Source organism: Paenibacillus sp. P36, assembly GCF_045866505.1.
Taxonomy (GTDB): Bacteria; Bacillota; Bacilli; order Paenibacillales; family NBRC-103111; genus Paenibacillus_E; species Paenibacillus_E chondroitinus.
This window is the reverse complement of the sequence record NZ_AP038372.1, coordinates 5,820,975-5,845,632: the sequence shown is the minus strand read 5'-3', so window position 1 is coordinate 5,845,632 and position 24,658 is coordinate 5,820,975. Positions and strand designations below refer to the sequence as shown.

Genomic DNA, 24,658 nt, shown 5'->3' with positions numbered 1-24,658 from the left:
GCTTGTTGTGGCGATCCGGTACTGCCCGTCATTCCCCCGGTTCAATCCGCCAGCTTCGGATGCTGCCTGGCAGTCGCACTCTTTCTTTTGAATTTCATCCACTATGACGGAATAAAGCAAAAAATGACTTTTACGTGTAAAGACCTTTACCTGGTTAAATATTACACTAAGGTTGTAAATAATTATTTCGAGGAGGAACACAAATGGTACAAAGAAAAAGAGTCATGGGGGCACTTGTAACAGCAACGGTATTAATGTCATTGGTCGCAGGCTGCGGGGCGAAAACAACAGAAACGACTTCCGCTACAACAGCGCCTCAAGCTACGAAGGCGGCAGAGGCAGCTAAAGCAGGAGATGGCAAAGTTACCGTTGGTTTCTCCCAAATCGGAGCGGAGAGCGGCTGGCGCGGTGCGGAAACGCAATCCATTCAAGATACAGCCAAGGCTGATCCTACGATCGATTTGAAGTTCTCTGATGCGCAGCAAAAACAAGAAAACCAAATTAAAGCCATTCGCTCTTTTATCGCCCAAAAGGTTGATGTTATCGCTATGGCCCCTGTAGTAGAGACAGGCTGGGAAGCTGTTCTGAAAGAAGCGAAGGATGCAAAAATTCCAGTTATCCTCGTTGACCGTGGCATCGACAAAAAGAATGAAGATCTATACACAAGCTTTATCGGATCCGACTTTATCGTAGAAGGCCAAAACGCGGCCAAAGCAATGGCTGAGCACCTTGGAGACAAAGGGAACATCGTTGAGCTGGAAGGAACTGTTGGCGCGAGCGCAGCAACCGACCGTAAAAAAGGTTTTGACGATGAGATGAAAAATCACCCGAACATTAAAATCGTAAAATCGCAAAGCGGTGATTTCAACCGTGCAACAGGTAAACAAGTCATGGAAGCGATCTTGAAATCCCCTGAAGGTAAAGATATTCAAGGCGTATACGCTCATAACGATGACATGGCACTAGGTGCAATTCAAGCGATTGAAGAAGCTGGTAAAAAACCAGGTTCAGACGTGAAAATCGTTTCCATTGACGGTATTAAAGAAGCTTTCGAAGCTGTTAAAGCCGGCAAGCTGAACACGGTTGTTGAGTGTAACCCACTTCTCGGACCTCAATTGTTCCAAGCGGCAAAAGACCTGAAAGCAGGAAAACAGCTTCCGAAATGGATTAAATCCAATGAAGATGTGTTCACAGGCCAAAAAGCTATCGACGCTCTGCCAAACCGTAAGTACTAAGATAAATAGAGAATTAAACGAAATCAAGAGTCAATCGGAGCTCTTGATTTCGTTCATCCAAGAATGAATAAAGGAGTGGAGAGGAATGCAGCAGCAACCCGTATTAACGATGACTGGCGTTAGCAAATTTTTCCCTGGTGTCAAAGCTTTAACGAATGTGGATTTTCAGCTTAAAAGAGGAGAAATTCATGCTTTGATGGGACAGAATGGCGCAGGGAAATCCACCTTGATTAAAGTTTTGACAGGTGTGCATGAGATGGATCAAGGCATCGTTACCTTGAACGGTCAACAAGTGCACATCAAGTCTCCAAAGGATGCGCAGACCTTAGGCATCAGCACGGTTTACCAAGAAGTGAATCTATGCCCGAATTTATCCGTTGCGGAGAATTTGTTCATCGGCCGTCAACCACGAAAACGCGGAGGAAGCATCGATTGGCACGCACTGAATCATAAGGCGGAGGAACTGCTGGAGCGATTGAGCATCCAGCTCGACGTAACGAAGCCGCTTTCCGAGTTCTCCGTAGCGATTCAGCAGATGGTGGCGATCGCGCGAGCGGTCGATATTTCTTCCGGCCTGCTTATTCTGGATGAACCGACGTCCAGTCTGGATCAGCAGGAGGTCAAGGAACTCTTCCGAATTATGAGGAAACTGAAGGACGAGGGGATGGCGATCGTCTTCGTTACTCACTTCATGGATCAAGTCTATGAGGTATCCGATCGCATTACGGTGCTGAGAAACGGCGAATTGGTAGGCGAGTACTTAACGGAGGAATTGCCAAGAATTAACCTGATCTCCAAGATGATTGGCCGTGAATGGACGGATGAAGAACAGCAAAGCAAGATTGTCGGAATGAAAAAAGGCGAGGTGTGGGTGTCAGCCAAACAATTAGGACGTCGAGGTTCCATGGAGCCATTTGATATAACGGTTCGCAAAGGAGAGGTTTTAGGACTTGCAGGTTTGCTCGGATCAGGGCGTACGGAAATCGCAAAGTTGATTTTTGGCATCGATAAGGCGGATGAAGGTGCCATGACAATCGATAATGAGAAGATCCGCACCATGTTTCCTAAGAAAGCGATCGAATACGGTTTAGCATTTTGTCCGGAAGAACGTAAGGTTGAAGGCATTATTGGAGAATTGACGGTTCGGGAAAATATTGTGCTCGCGCTGCAAGCCAAACGCGGAATCCTGCATAATTTATCGCTTCGCAAGCAGCAAGAAATCGCAGAGTATTATATGAAGCTGCTTAGCATCAAGGCTTCCAGCATGGAGCAAAGAATTGATCAGCTTAGCGGAGGCAATCAGCAGAAGGCGATATTGGCGAGATGGTTAGCGACAGAACCGAAGCTCCTCATTTTAGATGAGCCGACTCGCGGTATTGACGTAGGCTCCAAAGCGGAAATTCGCAAACTAATTTTATCGCTTGCAGCGGAGGGAATGACCATTTTGATGATCACATCGGAATGGGAAGAGATGGTTGGCTGCTGTGACCGCATTCTGGTCTTGCGCGATCGCCAGATCATTGGTGAGTTGAACGGGAACGAAATCGGTGAACAACGAATTATGCAGATGATTGCAGAGGGAGGGTATAAAAATGACGCCGCTAAAGAGCATGTTTCATAATGCGATTCGCTCCAAATTGTTTTGGCCCTCACTAGGGATCGCGGTAATTTTGCTATTTAATGCCCTGTTTACTCCTGGATTTTTCAACATTCGGATACAAGACGGGCACTTATTTGGAAGTTTGATTGATATTTTAAACAGAGGAACACCCATCCTTATCATAGCGCTGGGCATGACGCTGGTTATTGCCAAAGAAGGAATCGATATCTCGGTAGGTTCCGTGCTGGCGATTGCCGCTTCCTTGGCGGCATTTCTGTTGCAGAAACATGTTCCGTTCGCTTTAGCCTTATTGGCAGGTTTGGGAATCGGCGTACTGTGCGGGTACTGGAATGGCTTACTCGTAGCGAAGTTGAAAATTCAACCGATGATCGCCACACTGATCTTGTTAACCGTAGGTCGAGGCATCGCACAGCTGATCTCCGGCGGGAAAATCATTACGATCTCCGATAAAGCCTACCGCTTTGTAGGAGGAGGCTATTTGCTCGGACTGCCTTTTGCCGTCATTTTGGCTGTTGTTGTTTTTGTTGTTTTACATGTCATTACACGGAAAACGGCCTTTGGCTTATTCCTGGAATCAGTTGGTTCCAACCGCGTTTCCAGTGAATTTGCCGGCATCAATTCTACACGCATTATGATGTCTGTTTATGTAATTTGCGGCTTTTGCGCAGCCCTTGCCGGCATTATTGTCAGCTCCAATATTACAGGCGCAGACTCTAACAATGCCGGGTTATGGTTCGAGCTCGACGCGATCCTGGCCGTTGTTATCGGCGGCACCTCCATGCGAGGCGGACGTTTCTACTTAGGCGGCACGGTGTTAGGCGCTCTATTCATCCAAACCTTAACGACGACCATTTACACGTTAGGCGTGCCATCGGAGTCTGTTATGGTTGTCAAAGCTGTCGTTATTATTCTTGTCAGCTTAGTCCAATCTGACGTATTAAGAAGTATGTTCAGTCGTACGTTTAGCCGAAAAACGGGAAAGAAGGTGCTTGTTCATGAAAATGCCGCTTAAAATTACATCCTCCAACATCACCATTCTTGCCACGATTCTATTGTTCGTTTCGCTATATGGAACAGGCTCCGCGATGTTTGACAGCTTTTTCTCCATGCAAGTCTTTTTGAATTTGTTCGTGGATAACGCGTTTCTGATTATTGTTGCGACGGGCCTTGCTTTTGTCATTGTAACAGGCGGTATCGATCTTTCCGTTGCGTCATTGATTGCTTTGGTCAGTGTGCTTTCCGCCGTTATGCTAAGAGCGGGCATTCATCCATTTGTTGTTATGCCAAGCGTGTTGCTGCTAGGCACTATATTTGGATTATTGCAAGGTTATCTGATTTGCCGCTTCCATATTCATCCGTGGATTGTCACGCTCGGCGGCATGTTTTTGGCACGTGGCACGTGCTTTTTGATCAGTCCTGAGAGTATTGTGATTGATAATCCCATTTACAGCGCCATTTCCAACTTCAGAATTCCTTTGCCAGGAGACGGGTCCATCTCCATCGGGGTTGTTGTCGCGTTAGTCACTGTCGCTGCAGCCGTTTATGTTTCAAGATATACGGCGTTTGGCCGAAATGTTTATGCGATTGGCGGGAATGAGAAATCTGCAGAATTAATGGGTCTTCCTGTGTATGTGACCAAATTAGCGGTGTATACGCTTAGCGGATTTTGCTCGGCATTAAGCGGAATCGTATTTACATTCTACATGCTGTCCGGTTATGGCCTTCATTTAATGGGAGGCGAGATGGACGCAATTGCGGCTTGTGTCATTGGGGGCATCCTTTTAACGGGCGGATTTGGTTATTTCGTAGGTCCAATGCTTGGTGTTTTGAGCGCTGGCGTTATTCAAACGATGATTATGTTTCAAGGCTCTTTAAGCTCCTGGTGGACGAAAATCGTGATCGGTTTTCTCTTGTTTGCCTTCATCGCCCTGCAGCGGGCCATCGTATCGAGAAGGGAAAGAAAGCGGAATCCGCATAACCCGAAAAAAACGAAAAGTACCGTCCAAAACGTAGTTCAGTTGTGATATTATAAGAACCAGATCAATTAAGAGGAGGATCGCAGTGAGAGCATATCTTCGTTGGTGGCACGATCGCAGCATACGTTTTAAGCTAAACTGCATCTTTCTCTTAATTATTCTTATTTCTATCCTTACGCTCAGCTTTTGGGGCATTCGAACATACAGCAGTTACTCTGAGAATCAGGCAGATCAAAGTACGCTGCAAATGATTCATCAGGTAGAAAGCAATGTGGATTACTATATCGAGCATCTGAAAGATGTTCAACATTACATAAGCCAGGATCCAGAAGTCGAGAAATTTATGCAAATGAAGGGGCAAGAACCTTCTAAAGATGAAGTTGCACGAATTGATAAGACATTGACCATGTACACAGAGCGCAACAAAGAAATCATGGGCATTATGTTAGTTAATAAAAGTGGGTCATTTACATCGCATGATATGTTTCGCATTACACGCGATTCATTGGTCGAGGAAAGCTGGTTTCAGGATGCGCTGAAAGCACCTAATGATACGATGATCATTAGTAATCCAATAGGGCGTAACGTTTCGACGTCCCAAAATTACAGCTCCTACGATGTATTATCGCTCGTACACGCAGTAGTGGATCCCCAAACGGAAGAAGTGCTGGGGGTCGTTCTTATGGATTTAAGAATGGATATGATTAAATCCATCTTTGAAAATGTGAAGCTCGGCAAATCCGGATTCATGTACATCCTGGATCACAAAGGCAATATTGTGTATGCACCAACGAATGATATTGTGTACCGCATTCAGAGCAAATGGCTGCCGGACGGTTCACAAGGAAGTTTAACGCAGCAGATTAAAGGGCACGATTATCGCATTTTGTTCAATGATTCCGCAACGAATAAGTGGAGATTCATTGGGGTTATTCCGAATGACGATTACCAGAGAGTTATCACTGATATTCAGCTATACACACTCATCGTTACCTTCATAACGATTGTTTTAGCGTCTTTGTTGTCCGCTTATTTTACCGGTACATTGATCCGTCCCATCCGCAAGCTGATGAGTTTGATGAGTCATGTGAAGAACGGTGAACTCAATCAACGTTTCGTCTCCGAAACCAAAGATGAGATTGGACAACTGGGCAACAGTTTTAATCATATGCTGGAAGAAATCAACAATTTAATTAATGTGGTTTATGCGGAGCAGAAAAAAAAGCGGGAAGCTGAGCTGCAAGTCCTTCAAGCCCAGATCAAACCGCATTTCCTATATAACACGCTGGATACCATCCAATGGATGGCGCAAGAATATGAAGCCGACGATATTATTGAAGTGATCGGTGCGCTTACGAATCTATTCCGAATTGGCTTGAATCGCGGAAACGAGTGGATTCCGGTACGGGATGAGGTTAAACACGCCGAGAGCTATATGATTATTCAAATGTCCCGCTATATGGATAAATTAGATTTTAAATTCGATATTCCGGAACATTTGTACAGCTATCAGGTTCTTAAACTGATATTGCAGCCTTTAATTGAAAACGCAATTTATCATGGCATCAAGGCAAGAACAGGTAAGGGGAAGATCAGCATTTGCGCTGAGCTGGAGTCGGATCTGATTTGTTTTCGAATCACAGATGATGGAGCTGGCATACCTCCGGAGAAGCTGGAGGAAATCAATCAAATTTTACGTGGGGAGAAAATGCGCGAGGATCAGTACGGAATTGGCTTGTTCAATGTGAATGAGCGTATTCAGCTCACTTATGGTACCGCTTACGGGATTCAGATCTATAGTGCCCTTGGCAAAGGTACAACAGTCGAAATCAAGCATCCAATGGTGCAAGCAGTGAAAAAGACAGGATGAGGTGACGAATATGTGGAAACTTATGATAGCAGACGATGAACCACGCATTCGAAACGGTTTATGTAAAACGCTTCCATGGGCTGATATGGGCATTGAGGTTGTTGCAGAAGCTGAAAACGGCAAAGAAGCGCTGGAAATCGCGGCTTCAGCTTGTCCTGATCTGATGTTTGTGGATATCAATATGCCCTTCATGAACGGCCTTGAATTGATCGAAAAATTGCATGATCAAAATCCGAATTGCCTGGTGATCGTCATTTCAGGCCATGATGAATTTGCTTACGCCCAGCAAGCTGTCCGTCTCAATGCCTTTGATTATTTGCTAAAACCTGTGCAAAAAACGGAGCTTAGCTCAGCCGTCAACAAAGCGCTCGAAGTGCTGATGAAAGATAGAGTGGAGCAAAAGCATACGCAATGGATGAACCATAAATTGGAGTTCAATGCGGAAACGATGCGGGAAGAATTTTTCAGCAAATGGATTACCGGGAAGCTAACGAAGGAGCAGTTTGAGGAAGAATGGCTGTTTTTTCAACCGCAGTTCCACGGGAAAATCAGCATGCTGCTTCTAAAGCCGCTCGGCAAAGTGACAGCGAATGCCCCGAGTAAAATTTGGGACCCGGCATTGCTTGAATTTGCCATCAAAAATATTTTAAGCGAAATGCTTCCGCAGCTGCCGATCTCCACGGTTTTTAGTGCTGAAAAGGGCCGAATAGCTGCACTTACACAAATTTCAGATCTTAACAGTATACGAGCCATATATCAAGAGTTTGAACGTGTAGTCATGACCTATTTGGGAGTCAGCATGCTGCTTACGCATTCGGTTGTTGAACAGCTTGAACAAGTGCCAAAGCATTATGAAGAGATGAATCAGGAACTGATTCGTGAAAGCGCTTTGACTCCTATTGTTATGATGACGAAGAAATATTTGGAAACCTACTATTATAAAGAAGACTTGTCCTTGTCCGAAGTGGCCGAACAGATGAATGTCAATGCCACGTACTTGAGCAAATTGTTAAAAAGAGATTTGGGCAAATCATTTGTAGATTGTCTTACCGATATTCGGATCAAAAAAGCCATTCAATATTTGAATGATCCGACTTCCAAAATGTATGAAATTGCGAAAAAAGTCGGCTACCAATCGCAGCATTATTTCAGCCATACTTTCAAAAAAATGACAGGCGTTTCGCCACTGGAATATAGAAAGCGTGGAGACTACTAGGATGAAGGTTCCCTCAAAAAAAGGTTACATTTGGCTGCTTACTTTTAGCTTGATTGGCCTGGTTGTGGTCATGCTCGTCGCGAGCCTCTTGCACCTTAAAGCAGTAAAAGATGAACCTGATTTTTTAATTGGCATTAGCCAACCGAACTTGAATGAACCCCGGCAGCTGCTGATGAACAATGAAATACGGAAAGAAGCCGAAAAGCACAAGAACGTTAAGCTTATTTTTACCGATGCTGCTGAAAATAGTGAGAAGCAGGTTCACGATGTCCAGAAGCTGATGAAGTACGGCATCGATCTGCTTATTATTTCGCTGAATGACTCAGAGAAACTGACGCCGATCGTGACGGAGGTCTATAAGGACATTCCTGTGATTGTCCTTGGGCGAGGCGTTACCGGCTATGATTATTCGCTTTTTATCGGGTCGGATAATCTGTCGATTGGCAAAAAATCGGGTAAGTTAGCTGCTGACTTACTGGGTGGCGCTCCAGCCGATGTTGTGGAGATCAAAGGAGCCGTCAGTTCCAGGTCCGTTGAAGAAACGAGCCGTGGGTTTCGAGATTATTTGTCGCAATCACCATCGATTCAGGTGGATAAAGTCATTGTCGGAGACTGGCAGCGGGATCGAACGGAAGACGAGTTGAAGCGTATTTTACCAAGCTCTCCCGGAATCAAGCTCGTATTTGCGCATAGTGATGCCATGGCGTTAGGCGCATATCGCGCGATTGATGCTTTAGGTTTGAGCAATGTGCAAATTATCGGTATTGATGGATTGGACACGGTAAATGGAGGATTTGATTTAGTCAAACAAGGTGTTCTTAGCGGGACGGTTACTAGTCCAACAGGGGGCAGAGAATCGATTCAATACGCACTCGATATCCTGAACCGTGAGAAGGTTATTCCTAAAAAGATTATTTTGCCAAGCCATGTTATCACGCAAAAAAATACCAGAGAGCTAGGGGCAGCCAGTGACCCTAGTTTGAAACAGATGGCTTCACGTATGAGTGTGAACCCGAAAAAAATGAAGTTAGGCGTAGCGGTTGTAGGCTCTGAAAGCAGCTGGCGGGCAGCCAACACCGAATCTATTAAGAATGCGGCGGCTCAAGATCTCGGCATCGACCTTATGATGCAAAATGCCGAGGGCAGCCAAGACAAGCAAATCGAGATTATTCGGAGTTTTATTCAGCAAAGGGTGGACGTAATTGCCTTCACGCCGATTGTGGAGTCCGGCTGGGATGATGTCTTGGCGGAAGCCAAGGTTGCTGGCATACCGGTCATTTTGACGGATCGCAAAGTGAAGCTGGAGGATGACTCCTTATGGACGACGTTCATTGGTTCGGACTTTGTTGAAGAGGGACGGCGAGCAGCCAGATGGCTTGTGGAGCACAAGCCTGTGTTCGGGGAAACCCAAATTGTAGAACTCCAAGGAACTGCAGGGTCCGCACCTGCCATTGAGCGTAGACAAGGCTTTGAAGAGGTGCTCACTCAGCATGACGGATTTCGTGTGATCGCTTCGGAAGTCGGGGATTTCACAACGGAAAGCGGTCAGCAGTTAATGAGGAAAGTGCTTCAAGAGGGGAAAGTACCGCAAGTTGTTTTCGCACATAATGATGATATGGCGCTTGGCGCGATTAAAGCGATTGAACAGACGGGCTTGAAGCCAGGCAAAGACATCATTGTCATTTCCGTGGATGCAACGAAGCTTGCCTTTCAAGCTATGCTTGCCGGGAAGCTGAACATGTCCGTGGAGTGCAACCCCTTGCTGGGGCCACAAATTATCAAAGCGGCTAAAGATCTCGTCGCAGGCAAGGAAATTCCGGTGAATATTATTACAGCGGAAAGTATTTTCTCTCAGGAAACGGCTAAACGGGATGTTTCTACACGAAAATATTGATAGATGACGGAGTGGCTTATGCAAAACTATATATGGTCAGGTAAAAAAGTCCAGTTACGCCCCGTTCTGGCTTCGGATTGGGAGAAATTCCATCTGAATGATTTGGATTCGGAAGGTGCGAGGCACTGTGACGTCATCTATTTTCCTAGATCGGAAGAAGGAACGAAAGCTTGGGCAGCGAACCAGGCAGCGAATGTTCCGGTCAGCGATAACATCATGCTTGCCATTGAAACATTGGATGGCGAGCTGGTTGGGAGCATGAGCACTAGCAGCTGCGATCGGCGGCATGGCACTTTCAAATACGGCGTAGCCGTCTTTCGTGAGCATTGGCGTAAGGGATACGCTTCGGATGCAATAAAAATACTGCTGCGGTATTATTTCGAAGAGCTGCGCTATCAGAAAGTTACGGCGCATGTGTATGCCTTTAATGAAGGCTCCGTGGCGCTGCATGAGAGGCTTGGGTTCGTCCAGGAAGGCAGGCTGCGGAATATGATTTTCACGAAGGGGCAGCACTTTGATGAATGCCTGTTTGGCTTGACGAAGGGCGAGTATGAGAATTTGATGAAATAACACGTTGGCAAAGGGACTAAAGGACCTAGCGATTTTCGCTAGGTTTTTTCGTTGTTTTATGTGGTGGGGGGATTCCAGGGAACTAGCGTCCGCTATTTCTCCGCTAATGCACATTTTTCACAGGTGAGGGGAACTACGATCCTCTATTTTGCGGATTTCACCTGAAAACTGCGTAATCGAGGACAAATAAGGGCCGGTAGTTCCGCTCAGAGAGGGAACAGGTCGTTTTACTGGAAATAGGGGACTCCAGTTCCCCTAGGTGATCTGTTTGGGGACACTCAAATGATAATGAGAATTATTTTCAATTGTGATAAAATAGTTTTATATAGATGGGAATGAAAGGAATGACTGATTAATGAGAATTAGCGACCATATCGTCTTGTGGAATCATGTTCTCATCCGAGTGATGGACGTTCGCCGTATGCTGCTTGAGCCTGGTGAAGTGATGCGGGGTTATCGCGTGCCGACTAGCGCTTTTCTATATGTCACGGGAGGCAGTGGACAGCTGCACATAGATGGCGTCGAAAGCCGCATGAAACGATTTCATGTTCTGCATGTAGGGAAAGGAATTCGCCTGGACATTGAGGCTCTGGAGCCGCTCGAATATTTCATGGTCCTGTACAAGGCAACTTTGCCGCTTCCGAGCCGAATTGAGCTAGTCAATCTGATTGAACGCGAGAATCCGTTTCAGCTGCGTTATAGTTTATCGCCAAAATTTCCGATTTCCTGGATGCAGAAGCTGGAGCATATGCATCAAATATGGCAGGCTCCCAGCCCACTCGATAAATTAAAGGTGAAAACACTATTTTATCAATTGCTGTATGAACTGGTAGAGCAGCTGCACGAACAAGGGGTCGACGTCATCCCTCCCGATCTCGTCAGCCAAGCTGTTTATTATATGGAGGAACATTATCAGGAAACAGTGACACTGGAAGAGTTGGCCGATACGCTGGAATGCACGACAAGACAGCTGCTGCGTTTGTTTAAAAATCAAATGGATACAAGCCCCATCGAGTATTTAATCGGGCTGCGGTTGAACAAAGCGAAGGAACTTCTCGTTTATACGGACAAAACGTTGAAAGAGATTTCGGAGAGTGTCGGTTACACGGACAGTTACTATTTTAGCCGGATTTTCAAAAAGCAGGAGGGTGTCTCTCCCAAAAGATTCAAAGAGCTGCATGCTTGGGAATGGCGTCGAAATAATCCATTCTTACTGTCGAGATATCCCATTGTGGCAGGTGGGCTTAGACGCTATAGTAGGAATGGTTATGAGAATCATTATCAAAGCAGGGGAGAGGGAGATTCACAGATGTATAAGAAATCAAGAGCTTGGATGACTGCCATGGTCGTCATCTGTTTCACATTATTACTAAGCGCATGTTCAACGGGGGCAACGACATCGCCGAACACGACGAGCAGCGTGACGCCGATACCGAGCGCCAGCAGCACTTCAACTCCAGCAGCTAATAAGGAAGCCGATGCTCCGCGGGTCATTAAACACGCGATGGGAGAAACAACGATTAACGGTACGCCATCTCGTGTCGTTATCCTCACCAATGAGGGGACGGAAGCGCTGCTGGCAGTTGGTGTAAAGCCAGTGGGAGCTGTTATGTCTTGGCTGGGCGAACCTTGGTACGACCATATCAAAAACGATATGCAGAATGTAACGGTCGTTGGCGATGAATTGCAGCCGAATCTTGAACTAATTGCCAGCTTGAAGCCGGACTTGATTATCGGGAACAAAGTGAGACAGGAGAAAATCTACGATCAATTGAAGCAAATCGCTCCTACGGTGTTCGCGGCTGACTTGGTTGGGGATTGGAAAGTCAATTTCAAACTGTACTCAGAAGCTGTAAATAAGAAGGACGAAGGCGAGAAAGCGATGGCTGCTTTCGACAAGCGTGTAGCGGAAGTGAAAGGGAAGCTTGGCAGCAAGGCGGCGACGAAAGTTTCGCTGGTCCGTTTCTCAGCGTCGCAAGTGCGTATTTATCAGAAACAAACATTTGCCGGAGTATTGCTCAACCAACTGGGCATCGCACGTCCTGAGTCGCAGGATAAAGAGAATTTCATTGAAGTTTTGAATAAAGAAAATATCGCCAAAATGGATGGCGACGTCCTGTTCTACTTCGTCACGGAAGCTAAAGGCAAGACAGATGCAGCGAATGTGGTGAAGGAATGGCAAAATGATCCGCTATTCAAAAACTTGAACGTAGCAAAAACGAATAAAGTGATTCAAGTAGATGAAGGAATTTGGAACTCCGCAGGCGGATATAAAGCAGCGAACCTGCTTCTCGACGAATTGATTAAATACTTCGATGTCAAATAATAACGCCGCTTTACTTGACACGCGCAAGAGAAAACTGACGGGATTGACAGCGGGAGCTGTGTTATTGCTTGTGCTTGCTGTAGCGAGCGTATTGCTGGGGGAGCACATATTCCGGCTCGGCGATTTATGGACGAGTTACAAGCATTTCGACGGTTCAAATGAGCACTTGATTCTTCGAACTACCCGGGTACCGCGGGTTCTGGTCGCAGCTGCAGTAGGCGCGTCGCTTGCCGTAGCAGGCGCCGTCATGCAGGTGTTGACGCGAAACCCGCTGGCTTCGCCTTCCATCTTCGGCATAAATGCCGGCGCTTCTTTATTCATCGTCATCGGGCTGGTCCTATATGGATCAGCTCTTACGATGAATATGATGATTTGGATCGCTTTTGCCGGCGCGATTTTCGTCTCCGTCTGCGTCTATGCGATGGCGATGCGCGACAGCTGGTTCGAGCCGGTTAAGCTTACGCTTGCCGGCGCGGCGATGGGGGCTTTTGCCACGTCGATCACGTCGGGCTTGATTCTAATTAACAAGCAGTCGCTGGACGCGGCGTTGTTCTGGATGATCGGGTCCGTTTCCGGGAGGAAATTGGACCATTTATTGTCCGTAGCCCCCTATATGGCGATTGGCTTAGGTCTTGCGTTTCTGCTAGCCGGCTCGCTCAATATTATGGTGCTAGGCGAGGAAAGCGCCCGGGGGCTAGGGCAGCGGGTGACGCTTGTACGGGTGCTGTCGTCACTTGCGGTCGTGCTGCTCGCCGGGAGTGCAGTATCGGCGGCAGGTCCGATCGCATTCGTCGGACTGATCGTTCCGCACCTGTGCCGAACGCTGATAGGCCAGGATCACCGCTGGCTGCTGCCATGCTGCGCATTAAGCGGAGCTGATCTGCTTGTAGCGGCGGACCTGGCTGCGCGTTTCGTCTTGATGCCGAAAGAGGTTCCCGTCGGGATCGCCATGGCGATGCTTGGCGTGCCATTTCTGATCCATACGGCGAGGAGGAAGGCCAATGATTAAATCGCGCTCGAGCAGATCGATTATGATCATCATCGGTTTATTTCTCGCGATGATTGTGATCTCGATGTTTTGCCTTTCTCTCGGCAGTGTAGGCATCCCGATGAACGAGGTGTTCCGCACGTTGATCGGGCAGAACTTGGGCAGCTCGGATCTGATTCTCCTGAACTTTCGGCTGCCGCGAATTCTTGCCGCCATCTTGATCGGTGCGGCGCTGGCCGTATCGGGCACGTTGCTGCAGGGAGTCATTCGCAATCCGCTGGCTTCACCGGACATTCTCGGCGTCACGGGAGGCGCATCGGCTGCGGCAGTTGCTTTTATGACGCTGTTCACTGGCTACAGCATTCACTGGGTTCCGGTTGTTGCGATGGTGGGAGCGCTTCTCGCGGTCCTGATCAATTACGTCCTTGCCTGGAAAAGAGGGGTATCGACCTACAGGTTGGTGCTCATTGGCATTGGTCTCTCGGCCGCGATGGGCGCCCTTACCATGTTTCTGCTGATTAGCGGGCCGGCTTACTTGGCGGCTCAAGTGTTGAACTGGATGACGGGCAGCATTTACGGGACAAGTTGGAAGTATGTGCAGGTCATTTTCCCATGGATTGCCGTCTTTATCCCTCTTTCGCTTCTGTATGCCAAGGAGCTGACGATTCAGACCCTAGGCGAAGCGACGGCTCTGGGGCTGGGCAGCCGGCTGCAGTTTAGCCGAGTCATAGTGCTGCTCTATAGCGTAGCACTCGCAGGTGCAGCTGTTGGGGTAGCGGGGATGATTTCATTCCTCGGCCTCATGGCTCCTCATATTGCTCGCAGGCTCGTAGGCAACTCGTATTCGCTCGTAATTCCCGTTGCGGCTTTGACCGGCGCGATCCTGCTGCTGCTGGCGGATTTGGCCGGACGTATGCTCTTTATGCCGCTTGATATACCGGCAGGGGTATTCACGGCGGGGATCGGAGCCCCGTTTTTCCTGTACTTATTGTTTAAACGCAAGCGGGTTGGTTAATACGATCCGCTAAGTTAGAACCGTCATGAGGAAATTCCTCTGACGGTTTTTATTTGTTTTGGGATGGCGTAACGGCGCGGTCTGACCACGAATGCGTTTTTCATTGTACGAAAGCTTGTACGCATTGTTACATGGCCTTCATGGAAGTTTTATACATCAGCGAAGAAATACTTTTTGTGGTATATTATTGTGAGAATGGTTATCACTTGCACGGGAGGGATTCGGAGTGATTCGTGATACGGACCACGATGTGTATTTAGAAGGGACATTGCTTGAGCTGGTCAAGCTTGAAGTTATAACGGATATAGCCGAGTGGAAGCGAACGGCAGAGGAGGCTGCTCATCACACTTTGCTATTTTTTGTGAAGGTGAGAGGTCAGCTTCATCTCAATCAGAATGAAATTCCGATCCATGGCAAGGCGCTCTGTCTGCTGCTGCCTGGCATGAGTGTCCAAGGGCTGAACTTGTCAGGTAATGCGAATAGTATGATTTATCAACTGGAATTCGATCTGTTTCGAATAAAAGAAAATACACAATCCCGTAAAGTTTATGACAGGGAGCTTCATTTTCCCGTACAGGGGAATTTGCAGACGGATTTACTCCTTTTTCAGCGTAAAATGCAGCTGCTTGCCTCCGCCTATGGGACTTCCAGCGTAAGGGAGCACTTGCGGCAGCAGTATTTGTATGCCTTGGTGGAGTTGATTCTGAAGGATCAGCCGGCTTCAATTACGACACCGAAAGATGCTGATGCATCGCTGCAGCTTACGATTCAATACATGCAGGATGCTTACCAGACCGATATTAATCTGGATAAGCTTGCGGAGATCGCGGGGATGCACCCGGCCTATTATTCGCAGCGTTTTAAGCAGAAAATGAATAAGTCTCCGATCGAATTTCTCACGCAAATACGCATGAACAAAGCGAAGGAAATTCTGCTTGTCTCTGCCCCGCAGATACGAGATTTGAGCGGACGCGTAGGTTATCGCGATGAGTTTTATTTTAGCCGCCGGTTCAAAGAGAATTCCGGATATGCTCCCACACAGTATGCGAATGAGCCGTTAAGCAGCATTATTTCGCTGTCGTACCCATATACAGATCACTTAATGACTTTAGGTATTGTTCCGAGTGCGGCCCAATTTCACCGTAAATCCTATTTGCCGACGGAATCGATTTCGCTGACTTTGCCGCTTCACGCCGCAGATTCTTGGGAAATAGGCCGAAAAACTTTTCTTGAAGCGCAGCCGGGTTTGATTCTCTGTAAAGATAACGTTGTTTTGAAAGCCAGAGAACATATTGGGGACATTGCCCCTATCATTTCTGTTCCTTGGGCATCACAGGATGTCTTTGATCATTTGGAAGCAATAGCCGAACTTGTCGGTCGCCAGCAGTTAGCCAAAGAGTGGATTGAGCGTCATGCCTACAAAGCTGATCAGGCCAAGAAACAAGTGAACAAGAAGTTCGGAAGTCCGACGGTTGCGATATGCCGCTTGATGAACTCAGAGATGAGATTGTACGGTGCCAGAAATGTCGGACATATTTTCTATCGAGCTTTACAGTTGTCTCCTCCTAGTCTTATTGCGGGCGAACTTAATCAACATCGAGAAGGGACGAACTTCAATTGGATTAACGTAACACCAGAGGATATGACCCAATATGAGTCCGATTATGTCATCTTCTTGAATGCCACGAAGCAAGCATCGGCTAAACTTACGCAGGAAATTATGACTGATCCTGTTTGGCTGCGACATCCGGCGATTAGGCAGGGGCGCTACTTCATGCTCCAGTGGGATGAATGGATGGTTTATGCGCCGCAAGCGATACAGCAGCTTTTGGAGAGGGCGGTATCGATGCTAAGCGATTCTTCATTAACGAGTTCACCCGTCAATATGAAAATAATCCAAGGATAAAATCTATAAATATGTCATGGACGAATACCGAGGAGATTTCTATAATGAATTTATTGATAATGATTATCAATATTAATGAGAGATAGGGATCACGTCCAGGAAGTTGGGTCTTTCAAGTATGAAACGAATTACATATGGATTGATTTGTGCCATGGCTATAATCGCCTTACTCATCATTATGTTTATTGCAATTTCGTTCGGGGCCAAGGATTTGACCCTGCGGACGGTATGGGCAGCCGTATTTCAGTATAATCCGGAGCTAACTACCCATCAGATTATTCATGAATTGCGTTTGCCTCGCGTTCTCGGTGCGGCGGTTATCGGTGCCGGCTTTGCAGTAGCAGGTGCGTTGATGCAAGGAATAACGCGCAATCCTTTGGCGGATTCCGGTATTCTGGGCATCAATGCCGGATCAGCCTTTATGGTTGCTCTAAGCTTTGCATTTTTTCCGAATCTGCCGTATTCGAGCCTCATGGCGGTCTCATTTGTGGGGGCAGCGCTCAGCACCGGCTTCATTTTCTTGCTGGGATCATCCACACCCGGCGGTCTAACTCCACTGCGTTTAACAATTGCAGGCTCCGTGGTAGCTGCTTTACTGCATTCACTGAGTACGGGGGTTGCAATTTATTATGACCTTAGTCAGGATCTAGCCTTCTGGTATGCCGGTGGCGTTGCAGGAGTGAAATGGCAGCATGTCAAACTGCTTGTGCCTATTATTCTTTTGGCAATTGCAGGAGCTGTAGCGATAAGCCGATCCGTTTCGTTGATATCGCTGGGAGAAGATGTTTCTGCAGGTTTGGGGGTCAAAACGAACAGAATCCGCTTACTAGGTATTGTTCTGGCGATTATCCTGGCTGGTGTGGGGGTTTCAGCGGTAGGTTCCATTGGCTTCGTAGGTCTGGTTATTCCGCACATCGCCAGAAAGCTCGTTGGTGTGGACTATCGCTTTATCATTCCACTTTCGTCTTTGCTTGGAGCGATTTTGATGGTAGTAGCTGATTTAGCCGCTCGGATGGTTCATCCGCCCAAAGAATTGGCCATCTCCTTAATGATTGCTTTGGTAGGCGTACCCTTCTTTCTGTATTTAGCCAGGAAAGAAAGGAGGAGTTTGTCATGAGATCGCATCGTCCTATTCCACGCAAAAACAAGAGTATCTTGGTCGGCATTTGTTTGCTTCTCATAAGTGTGGCTGTCATCTTAATCAGTCTGAATACAGGCTCGATTCGGCTTTCGCCCATGGAAGTTTGGCGAACTTTTCTAGGATACGGGAGCGCGGACAATCAGCTCGTCTTATTCGAGTATCGCTTGCCTCGGATTCTTATTACGATGCTGGCGGGTATCGGTCTTGGCGTATCCGGCGCTCTCTTGCAGGGGATAACCCGTAATGGTCTAGCCGATCCGGGCATTCTGGGACTTCATTCGGGTGCTGCATTAGGACTCATTGTATTCGTCAGTTTCTTTCACTCCATGAAAGGAACACCGACCTTGCTCATCCCGATTTTCGCTTTTGCCGGGGGTGTCATAACCGCAATTTTGATTATGGCCTTGGCCTATGACCGGTACAAAGGAATTGTGCCCATACGGTTGATCCTTGTTGGCATTGCCGTTGCAGCGGGTTTTAGCGCTGTGACGCTCTTTCTGTCGCTACGATTGGATGATGCGACGTATAGTTTTACAGCTAGATGGCTGGTAGGCAATGTGTGGGGAAGAGATTGGGTGCATGTCATTGCACTGCTTCCATGGATTGGCCTGTTCGTTCCTTTCGCCTTAACCAAGTGGAAAATTCTGAATTCCTTTTCACTCGGGGATGAAACGACCTCGGGGCTGGGCATTGCCGTGAGTCGCGAACGCTTGCTGTTACTGTTGACGGCAGTTGCCTTGTCGAGCGCAAGCGTGGCAATGACCGGTGGTATTGGCTTTCTTGGCTTGGTGGCGCCGCATCTGGCTCGTCGATTGGTTGGACCGATGTACCAATATGTACTGCCGATTGCGGGCTTGGTTGGACTCGTTATTCTGGTGGCCTCCGATACGATTGGGCGCTCTATCTTTCAGCCTAACGCAATCCCGGCAGGTATTGTTGTAGCTGCTGTTGGAGCTCCGTACTTTTTATTTTTGCTGGCAAGAACAAAATAACCAAATAACGAAATAACGAAAACGTAAATAATAAAGGGGTTTTTTATCATGAAAAAGAAAAATATGGTCGTCCTGAGTATGATCAGTTCCTTATTCGTCCTGACCGCATGTGGTCAATCCGCTGCACCTAAAGAAGCAGCGTCCGCCGCATCCGCCACACCTTCTGCATCGGCTGCTGCTGTTGCGAGTACAACGAAGCCAGTAGAGAAAGAACCGCGTATTGCGTCGCTGTCCATTCATTTAACGAATGACTTGCTTGCGCTGGGCATTACGCCTGTAGGTTCCGTTATGGGTGGCGATCTTAAGGCCTTTCTGCCGCATGTCGCTGACCGTTTGCAGAACACCAAAAAGCTTGGCGTTGTAGCTGAGCCCGACATGGAAGCTTTATTATCCTTGAAGCCTGAAGTCATTTATCTGGATGAGGCTTTCTCAGGCAAGGATGTCGCGAAGTATGAAAAAATCGCAAAAACTGAAATGTTTAACTTGGACGAAGGCACATGGCGCGACCATTTGAAGAAAATTGGTAAACTTGTGAACCGCGAGCAGCAAGCGGAAACTTACATCAAAGATTACGAGAAACAGGCTGCGAATGTAAAAGGACTTATTAACGCTAAGATTGGCGACGGGAAAGTGATGGCGATTCGTGTAACTGCAAAAGAGCTGCGTGTTATGGGGATGAAGCGTCCGCTGGGCCCGATTCTGTTCACAGATCTAGGATTGAAGCCGGCAAATGGCGTGGAGAAAATCGACAAAGCGTATGAAACGATTTCGCAGGAAGTACTTCCTGACTATGATGCCGATGCGATTTTTGTTATTGTAAACAATGAAGATGGGGCGAAGAAGCTCTTTGAACAGCTGTCATCTAACCCGATTTGGAAAGGGCTTAAAGCGGTCAAAGCGGGTCACATTTACCCGATTGCTGATCAGCCTTGGCTGGATTACTCAGCCATTGGAAATAAAATGGCCCTTGATGCGGCAGAAAAGCTTTTCGCTAAATAAGTACTTAGAGGCTACCCTCAGCTGTTTTAAGATGGCTGGGGGTAGCTTTTTTGCGTCTGGTGAGGTGGCCGGAAGGGCTTCTGTAGGGGCGGGGGATTGGCTGTGTGATGAGTTAGGTGAGTGAAAGTTGAAGGGGTGGTAAAGTAGCTAGGACGAGGGCCTGACGGAGATTTACCCGTTGGGCTGTTTGTATTGCTCACGAAAGAGGGAACAATAAAACTAATTATACCCGGGTAATATTGACCTTTTAATTTTACCCGGGTATAATTAGCGGTGTAATCAGAGAGGAGGTCAACATGTATATGCTAACGAGCTTGTACTGCACGGCATTTTTGGGTGTGAGAGTCGTCGCCAATGGCTTGATAGAGCACGTTGTAACTACAGTGAAGGAAACTCTGGATGACAGAGACCTCACAGAGTTGCTTTTATTTAACGATTCCACGGGGAAGCCATTAGATGTTGATTTTCGTGGCACGACAGTTGATGTGCTCAAACGATTGGGAGAACAGTTTGGTGACTTACCCAGTAAGGAAGAAGAGCACCAACCTACAGGACGGGTCGGTCGACCCAAGTTGGGCGTTATATCCGGTGAGGTCACGTTATTACCAAGGCATTGGGAATGGCTCAAGAGCCAACCAGGTGGGGCATCGGTAACATTAAGAAAACTCATTGATGAGGCTCGCCGCGCCGGAGCTGAACAGAGCAATGTCCGAGAGTCGCAAGAAGCAACTTATAATTTTATGACAGCTATGGCCGGGGACTTCCTTCAATACGAAGAAGCTCTTCGGGCATTGTATGCTAGTGACTTGGAGCGGTTTTACCATTTCATTAATGACTGGGCACCTGATATTAGAAACCATGTCAAAAAATTAGCCGCTAATGCGTTCCCTGAAGGGAATTTATGACTGCGAAAGGAGACACTATGACGGAGTTTAAATCTATTCGTTACATCGAGCCATCACAACGCGCCGGCATGAGGTTTATACAACGAGGCATTGAGGGCAGCATCGTCATGTTGAACCTGCTGCGGTTTCGTGATGTTGCCGATTACACAGCCAATCCTGAACTAGCACCGAAGGACGCAATCAGCGGTGCCGAAGCGTTCAACCGCTATATTGAGCATACCCTTCCATTTCTCCGTGAAAGCGGAGGTGAAATCTTGTTTCTTGGCGATGGTGGAGAGTTTCTGATCGGACCCGAAGACGAAAGATGGGATCTTGTTATGCTAATACGCCAGAGCAGCACGCAGTCGTTTCTTGCTTTTTCAAGTCATCAAGACTACCAGGCCGGTATCGGGCATCGAACTGCAGCGATCGAAGATTCACGTCTTCTGCCTATAGCAGATCTTCCGATACCAAATTAAATTGAAGGAGAACATGATTATGAACATTCTGAAAGTAAACGGCGTTGATTTGGCCTATGACAGTTTCGGTAACGAAAATGACGAAGCCATTATCCTAATCGCCGGACTTGGAACCCAGATGATCCGATGGACGGTTCCATTTTGTCAGACATTAGCAGTGCAGGGCTTCCGCGTGATCCGCTTTGACAATCGCGACGTAGGTTGCTCGACACACTTTAGCCATTATCCGACGCTGGATTTTGAAGCACTTGCAACTGCTCTCATGTCAGGGCGGCGACCGGCCATCCCTTATACGCTCGATGACATGGCAGGCGACGCTATCGGACTTCTTGACGCCCTTTCCATTGACCGGGCACATTTCGTCGGCAGGTCGATGGGCGGAATGATCGCCCAGATTGCAGCCAGTGAGTACCCTGAACGAGTTTTATCACTCACCTCTATTATGTCCAGTTCCGGTAATCCCACTCTTCCGCAAACATCCCCGGATGTCATGGCGATGATGACTACACCGGCGCCGAACCCTTTTGAGAATGAAGCAGGATTTTTGGCGCACAGTCTCGCTTTTGCCAAACGCATCGCTGGCACCGGCTATCCGTTTGAAGAAGAAGCTTATCAAGCACTCATTCTGGAGGAAGTCCAGCGAGCCTACGATCCGGGCAGTGTCGGACGACAAATTGCTGCGATCGCTGTCTCCGGTGACCGTCGTCCGCGGCTGGCGACCATAAAAGTACCATCACTTGTCATTCATGGGGTGGACGATCCCCTGTTTGTCCCGGCGTGTGGCGAGGACACAGCTACTGCTATCCCGGGTGCTGAGCTGTTGATGGTTGACGGCATGGGACACGACCTGCCGCACCAATTGTACAATGTAATCGTTGATGCCATTGAGCGAACGGCTCGTCGCAATTGACAGGCGTTATCACAATTATAGTATTTATGAGCTATTTCTCAGCTGTTTTCATATGGCTGGGGGATAGCTTTTTTGCGTCTGGTGAGGTGGTCGTATGGTGAATTAGGTGGGAGAAAGTTGAAGGGTTGGTAAAGTAGCTAAGAAGAAAGCCTGACGGAGGTTTACTCGTTAGGCTATTAGTATTGCCTACAAAAGCAGGACCACAGGCTCATGCGGCAGCTTTGAGGGAACTGTAGGGCGCTATTTCGCTGAAAAGGTACGGTTTCAGGTGTGAGGGGAACTACAGTCCACTATTTTGCCAATTAGACCCTCAGTACGGGTCGCGGAGGCAGTATAAGACCCTGTAGTTCCCCTCTGTGAGGAAACAGGCCGATTTCCTCCATAATAGAGGCCTCGAGTTCCTTTAATAGAAATCTAGCAATCTCCTTATCGGAAGACGAGGCGAAAACTAGCAGTGAAATGGAAATTTACCCCTAATATCATATTACATCCCATGTAACATTCAAGAGGCAGCATCTCTCCTGAAAGCCCCTTCATTTAATCGAGAAAAAACACATTTACATTTCATTTACGCCAACAATGGGGCCATATTTTTCCCAAGTGAGCATGCAAAAGGTGGAAAGGAAGAAGTGCCATCACTGCTGAGATGATAGCGTTTTATTGAAAACAAAATGCACGTTTCACGCAGAATGTATCATCCATTTTACGGCATTTTTTAACAAAACGAAGTTAAAATGCTTAACGCTTTCAGGAAAAATAAAGCAAATGTGCCGGATCAAGCATCATCGCTTTTACAATAACTACATGGTTAAATAACCCAAAAACGATTGAATGTAAGATTAATTGACCGTATAGTACCGTTAGGAAAAAACCAATTTTATTTAGGAGGGAAACTAGTGAAAAAGAGTATCACGTTGACATCTCGTGTGCTTGCTGCCGTCATGATTGCGACCTCGTTGTTCGCAGCGGGGATTGCTCCTGCGCAGCCAGCCTATGCACAGCCAGATGCCACGAACGTCTTTGCCACAGCAGGAGTTACTGTATCCGCAAATGGGTATGTGTCAGACCAAGCAGCCCCAGCACATGCGATTGACGGTAATCCGACCAGCAACTGGGTTTACAAGGGGGATACGAATCCGCCTAGTCAGGAGAATCCTTATTGGCTGAAAGTTGATGCCGGTGCAGAAGCTACTGTGCATCAATTTGTACTTGCACATGCCGGTTATAGCGGAGCGCCTGACATCTATAATACCCGGGACTATACGATTGAAACCAGTGAAGATGATGTGCACTGGAATCCTGTCGTATCGGTTACAAATAATACATATGGCCTAACGACCCATAATTTGAGCTCACCGGTTACAGCTAGGTATTTTAAACTGAACATTACAGATCCTGGCAGTGCTGATCTAACAACCGGTGAATATTCAGCTAATATTTATGAATTCCAGGCTTTTGGATTTGTAGAAACCAAACCGCTTGTTCCTGTAGTTACTCCGCTTGCGTCTGGCAGCAATCAGGGTTTGCTTGGTGAATATTACTTAGGAAACAGCGATTTTAGCTTTGGAGCTTACAAAGCAACGACCGTTGATCCTCAGATTAATTTCACCAATCTCGATCCTGTGCTGCAATCGTGGACGGGGCAACAGGACCATGCCAATGTTCGCTGGACAGGGCAAATTATGCCACCCCAATCGGGAGATTACACATTTTACATGATGGGTGACAACGGATTTCGCTTATGGGTGATGATAAGATTGTGATTGATCACTGGGTGAATGACTGGGACAAGGAGCAAACGGGCAATGTCGTCTCCTTGGAAGGTGGAAAGAAATACAATTTCAAAATTGAATACTTTGAAGATACAGGCGGTTCCAATTTGTATCTGCGTTGGTCGACGCCAAATATGGCCAAGATTATCGTGCCAAGCAATGTCTTCTACTTACCTCAAAACTACACGGGGCCTATCGCAGGAAACATTCTGAAAGATGGCTCTGGCGCTTATCTGACAATGTCCTCCGATATGAATAACTTGCCAGCAAATCTAGGAGCTCACCTGACGGTTACGGCTGACGATCAGCCCATTCAGGTTCCTAGCGTTGAATTAGGCAGCACCCCATCCATGCTTAAGCTAAATTTGGCAGCGAAAGTTAAACCTAATCAGGTTGTTAAAATTTCGTATGACGGGCAAGCCAATTTGCAATTTGCAGATGGAACGGTTGTTGGGAGTTTCCTGTACATTCCTGTGAATGATGTGGTTGATTACTCCCCGATTGCCATTGCGATGTCTTTCAATGGAAGTCCCAAAACGAACCGGTCATTTGCTTGGTATACAAGCTATGAGAAACCGGATAATGCACCGGCTAACATAGCGGATAGCATTGTTGAGGTTGTACCGGCTGATAAAGATTTTGGATCATCAGATGTGAAACGTTTCGCTGGAAAGCCGGAAGAAACCAAAATTTTAAATCTCAAAATTACAAGTTCAACGAATGGCGCGTTTATTAGCCATAAAGCGTTGGCGGTGGGGTTAACGCCAGGAACTGCCTATAAATACCGGGTGGGAAGCGACGGCAACTGGAGCGAAACGGGCAGCTTTACAACGGAATCACTGATTGAAAATGATTATGAATTCC

The 24,658-nt window shown here is 47.2% G+C and carries 18 protein-coding genes and 1 pseudogene; all 19 read left to right on the top strand.

Features of this window, described 5'->3' with window-relative positions; translation table 11 throughout:
• Positions 1–203: 203 nt before the first annotated feature.
• The 19 genes and pseudogenes from ACKTT9_RS26325 (at position 204) to ACKTT9_RS26235 (ending at position 24,637) form a co-directional block, all read left to right on the top strand.
• On the top strand, positions 204–1,235 hold the full coding sequence (locus tag ACKTT9_RS26325; RefSeq protein ID WP_407868223.1) for an ABC transporter substrate-binding protein: 1,032 nt from the start codon (positions 204–206) through the stop codon (positions 1,233–1,235).
• A gap of 85 nt (positions 1,236–1,320) precedes the next feature.
• On the top strand, positions 1,321–2,856 hold the full coding sequence (locus tag ACKTT9_RS26320) for a sugar ABC transporter ATP-binding protein (RefSeq protein WP_407868222.1): 1,536 nt from the start codon (positions 1,321–1,323) through the stop codon (positions 2,854–2,856).
• Positions 2,828–3,868, top strand: coding sequence for an ABC transporter permease (locus ACKTT9_RS26315; protein ID WP_407868221.1), 1,041 nt, complete (start codon positions 2,828–2,830; stop codon positions 3,866–3,868). Before ACKTT9_RS26320 ends, ACKTT9_RS26315 begins: the two co-directional genes overlap by 29 nt.
• Complete coding sequence (gene yjfF / locus ACKTT9_RS26310) at positions 3,852–4,880, top strand: galactofuranose ABC transporter, permease protein YjfF (protein ID WP_407868220.1); 1,029 nt, start codon at positions 3,852–3,854, stop codon at positions 4,878–4,880. Before ACKTT9_RS26315 ends, yjfF begins: the two co-directional genes overlap by 17 nt.
• A gap of 37 nt (positions 4,881–4,917) precedes the next feature.
• Complete coding sequence (locus ACKTT9_RS26305) at positions 4,918–6,702, top strand: sensor histidine kinase (protein WP_407868219.1); 1,785 nt, start codon at positions 4,918–4,920, stop codon at positions 6,700–6,702.
• A gap of 10 nt (positions 6,703–6,712) precedes the next feature.
• Positions 6,713–7,918 carry a response regulator gene (locus ACKTT9_RS26300; RefSeq protein WP_407868218.1) on the top strand — a complete coding sequence of 402 codons (1,206 nt, stop codon included), beginning with the start codon at positions 6,713–6,715 and terminating at the stop codon, positions 7,916–7,918.
• 1 nt (position 7,919) lies between these two features.
• Positions 7,920–9,812 (top strand): substrate-binding domain-containing protein, encoded by a 1,893-nt coding sequence (locus tag ACKTT9_RS26295; protein ID WP_407868217.1) that lies wholly within the window; start codon positions 7,920–7,922, stop codon positions 9,810–9,812.
• Between the two features lie 18 nt (positions 9,813–9,830).
• Positions 9,831–10,382, top strand: a complete 552-nt coding sequence (locus ACKTT9_RS26290) for a GNAT family N-acetyltransferase (protein ID WP_407868216.1) — start codon at positions 9,831–9,833, stop codon at positions 10,380–10,382.
• Positions 10,383–10,737: 355 nt separating this feature from the next.
• Positions 10,738–12,708, top strand: a complete 1,971-nt coding sequence (locus ACKTT9_RS26285) for an ABC transporter substrate-binding protein (protein WP_407868215.1) — start codon at positions 10,738–10,740, stop codon at positions 12,706–12,708.
• On the top strand, positions 12,698–13,717 hold the full coding sequence (locus tag ACKTT9_RS26280; protein ID WP_407868214.1) for a FecCD family ABC transporter permease: 1,020 nt from the start codon (positions 12,698–12,700) through the stop codon (positions 13,715–13,717). Before ACKTT9_RS26285 ends, ACKTT9_RS26280 begins: the two co-directional genes overlap by 11 nt.
• A complete protein-coding gene (locus ACKTT9_RS26275; protein ID WP_407868213.1) occupies positions 13,710–14,711 on the top strand; it encodes a FecCD family ABC transporter permease in 1,002 nt (333 codons plus the stop codon). The genes ACKTT9_RS26280 and ACKTT9_RS26275 overlap by 8 nt, the downstream gene beginning before the upstream one ends.
• 226 nt (positions 14,712–14,937) lie before the next feature.
• Entirely contained in the window at positions 14,938–16,617 is a 1,680-nt protein-coding gene (locus tag ACKTT9_RS26270; RefSeq protein ID WP_407868212.1) for a helix-turn-helix domain-containing protein, read from the top strand.
• Between the two features lie 151 nt (positions 16,618–16,768).
• On the top strand, positions 16,769–17,734 hold the full coding sequence (locus tag ACKTT9_RS26265; RefSeq protein WP_407873118.1) for a FecCD family ABC transporter permease: 966 nt from the start codon (positions 16,769–16,771) through the stop codon (positions 17,732–17,734).
• Positions 17,731–18,750, top strand: coding sequence for a FecCD family ABC transporter permease (locus tag ACKTT9_RS26260; RefSeq protein WP_407868211.1), 1,020 nt, complete (start codon positions 17,731–17,733; stop codon positions 18,748–18,750). The genes ACKTT9_RS26265 and ACKTT9_RS26260 overlap by 4 nt, the downstream gene beginning before the upstream one ends.
• Positions 18,751–18,798: 48 nt before the next feature.
• The gene (locus ACKTT9_RS26255) at positions 18,799–19,749 is read left to right on the top strand and encodes an iron-hydroxamate ABC transporter substrate-binding protein (RefSeq protein WP_407868210.1); all 951 of its coding nucleotides are present in this window, start codon (positions 18,799–18,801) and stop codon (positions 19,747–19,749) included.
• A 296-nt stretch (positions 19,750–20,045) separates the two neighbouring features.
• Positions 20,046–20,654 carry a DUF2239 family protein gene (locus tag ACKTT9_RS26250; protein ID WP_407868209.1) on the top strand — a complete coding sequence of 203 codons (609 nt, stop codon included), beginning with the start codon at positions 20,046–20,048 and terminating at the stop codon, positions 20,652–20,654.
• Between the two features lie 17 nt (positions 20,655–20,671).
• Positions 20,672–21,112, top strand: coding sequence for a DUF1330 domain-containing protein (locus tag ACKTT9_RS26245; protein ID WP_407868208.1), 441 nt, complete (start codon positions 20,672–20,674; stop codon positions 21,110–21,112).
• Between the two features lie 19 nt (positions 21,113–21,131).
• Positions 21,132–22,022: an alpha/beta fold hydrolase gene (locus ACKTT9_RS26240; RefSeq protein WP_407868207.1), complete on the top strand. Its 891-nt coding sequence runs from the start codon at positions 21,132–21,134 to the stop codon at positions 22,020–22,022.
• A gap of 941 nt (positions 22,023–22,963) precedes the next feature.
• Positions 22,964–24,637 (top strand): annotated as a pseudogene (locus ACKTT9_RS26235) (discoidin domain-containing protein).
• Positions 24,638–24,658: the final 21 nt, after the last annotated feature.

Excerpts from the sequence above, each read along its gene's own strand:
- ACKTT9_RS26325 (WP_407868223.1), top strand. The coding sequence starts at position 204 with ATGGTACAAAGAAAAAGAGTCATGGGGGCACTTGTAACAGCAACGGTA.
- ACKTT9_RS26320 (WP_407868222.1), top strand. The coding sequence starts at position 1,321 with ATGCAGCAGCAACCCGTATTAACGATGACTGGCGTTAGCAAATTTTTC.
- ACKTT9_RS26315 (WP_407868221.1), top strand. The coding sequence starts at position 2,828 with ATGACGCCGCTAAAGAGCATGTTTCATAATGCGATTCGCTCCAAATTG.
- yjfF (WP_407868220.1), top strand. The coding sequence starts at position 3,852 with ATGAAAATGCCGCTTAAAATTACATCCTCCAACATCACCATTCTTGCC.
- ACKTT9_RS26300 (WP_407868218.1), top strand. The coding sequence starts at position 6,713 with ATGTGGAAACTTATGATAGCAGACGATGAACCACGCATTCGAAACGGT.
- ACKTT9_RS26295 (WP_407868217.1), top strand. The coding sequence starts at position 7,920 with ATGAAGGTTCCCTCAAAAAAAGGTTACATTTGGCTGCTTACTTTTAGC.
- ACKTT9_RS26290 (WP_407868216.1), top strand. The coding sequence starts at position 9,831 with ATGCAAAACTATATATGGTCAGGTAAAAAAGTCCAGTTACGCCCCGTT.
- ACKTT9_RS26285 (WP_407868215.1), top strand. The coding sequence starts at position 10,738 with ATGAGAATTAGCGACCATATCGTCTTGTGGAATCATGTTCTCATCCGA.
- ACKTT9_RS26280 (WP_407868214.1), top strand. The coding sequence starts at position 12,698 with ATGTCAAATAATAACGCCGCTTTACTTGACACGCGCAAGAGAAAACTG.
- ACKTT9_RS26275 (WP_407868213.1), top strand. The coding sequence starts at position 13,710 with ATGATTAAATCGCGCTCGAGCAGATCGATTATGATCATCATCGGTTTA.
- ACKTT9_RS26265 (WP_407873118.1), top strand. The coding sequence starts at position 16,769 with ATGGCTATAATCGCCTTACTCATCATTATGTTTATTGCAATTTCGTTC.
- ACKTT9_RS26260 (WP_407868211.1), top strand. The coding sequence starts at position 17,731 with ATGAGATCGCATCGTCCTATTCCACGCAAAAACAAGAGTATCTTGGTC.
- ACKTT9_RS26255 (WP_407868210.1), top strand. The coding sequence starts at position 18,799 with ATGAAAAAGAAAAATATGGTCGTCCTGAGTATGATCAGTTCCTTATTC.
- ACKTT9_RS26250 (WP_407868209.1), top strand. The coding sequence starts at position 20,046 with ATGTATATGCTAACGAGCTTGTACTGCACGGCATTTTTGGGTGTGAGA.
- ACKTT9_RS26245 (WP_407868208.1), top strand. The coding sequence starts at position 20,672 with ATGACGGAGTTTAAATCTATTCGTTACATCGAGCCATCACAACGCGCC.
- ACKTT9_RS26240 (WP_407868207.1), top strand. The coding sequence starts at position 21,132 with ATGAACATTCTGAAAGTAAACGGCGTTGATTTGGCCTATGACAGTTTC.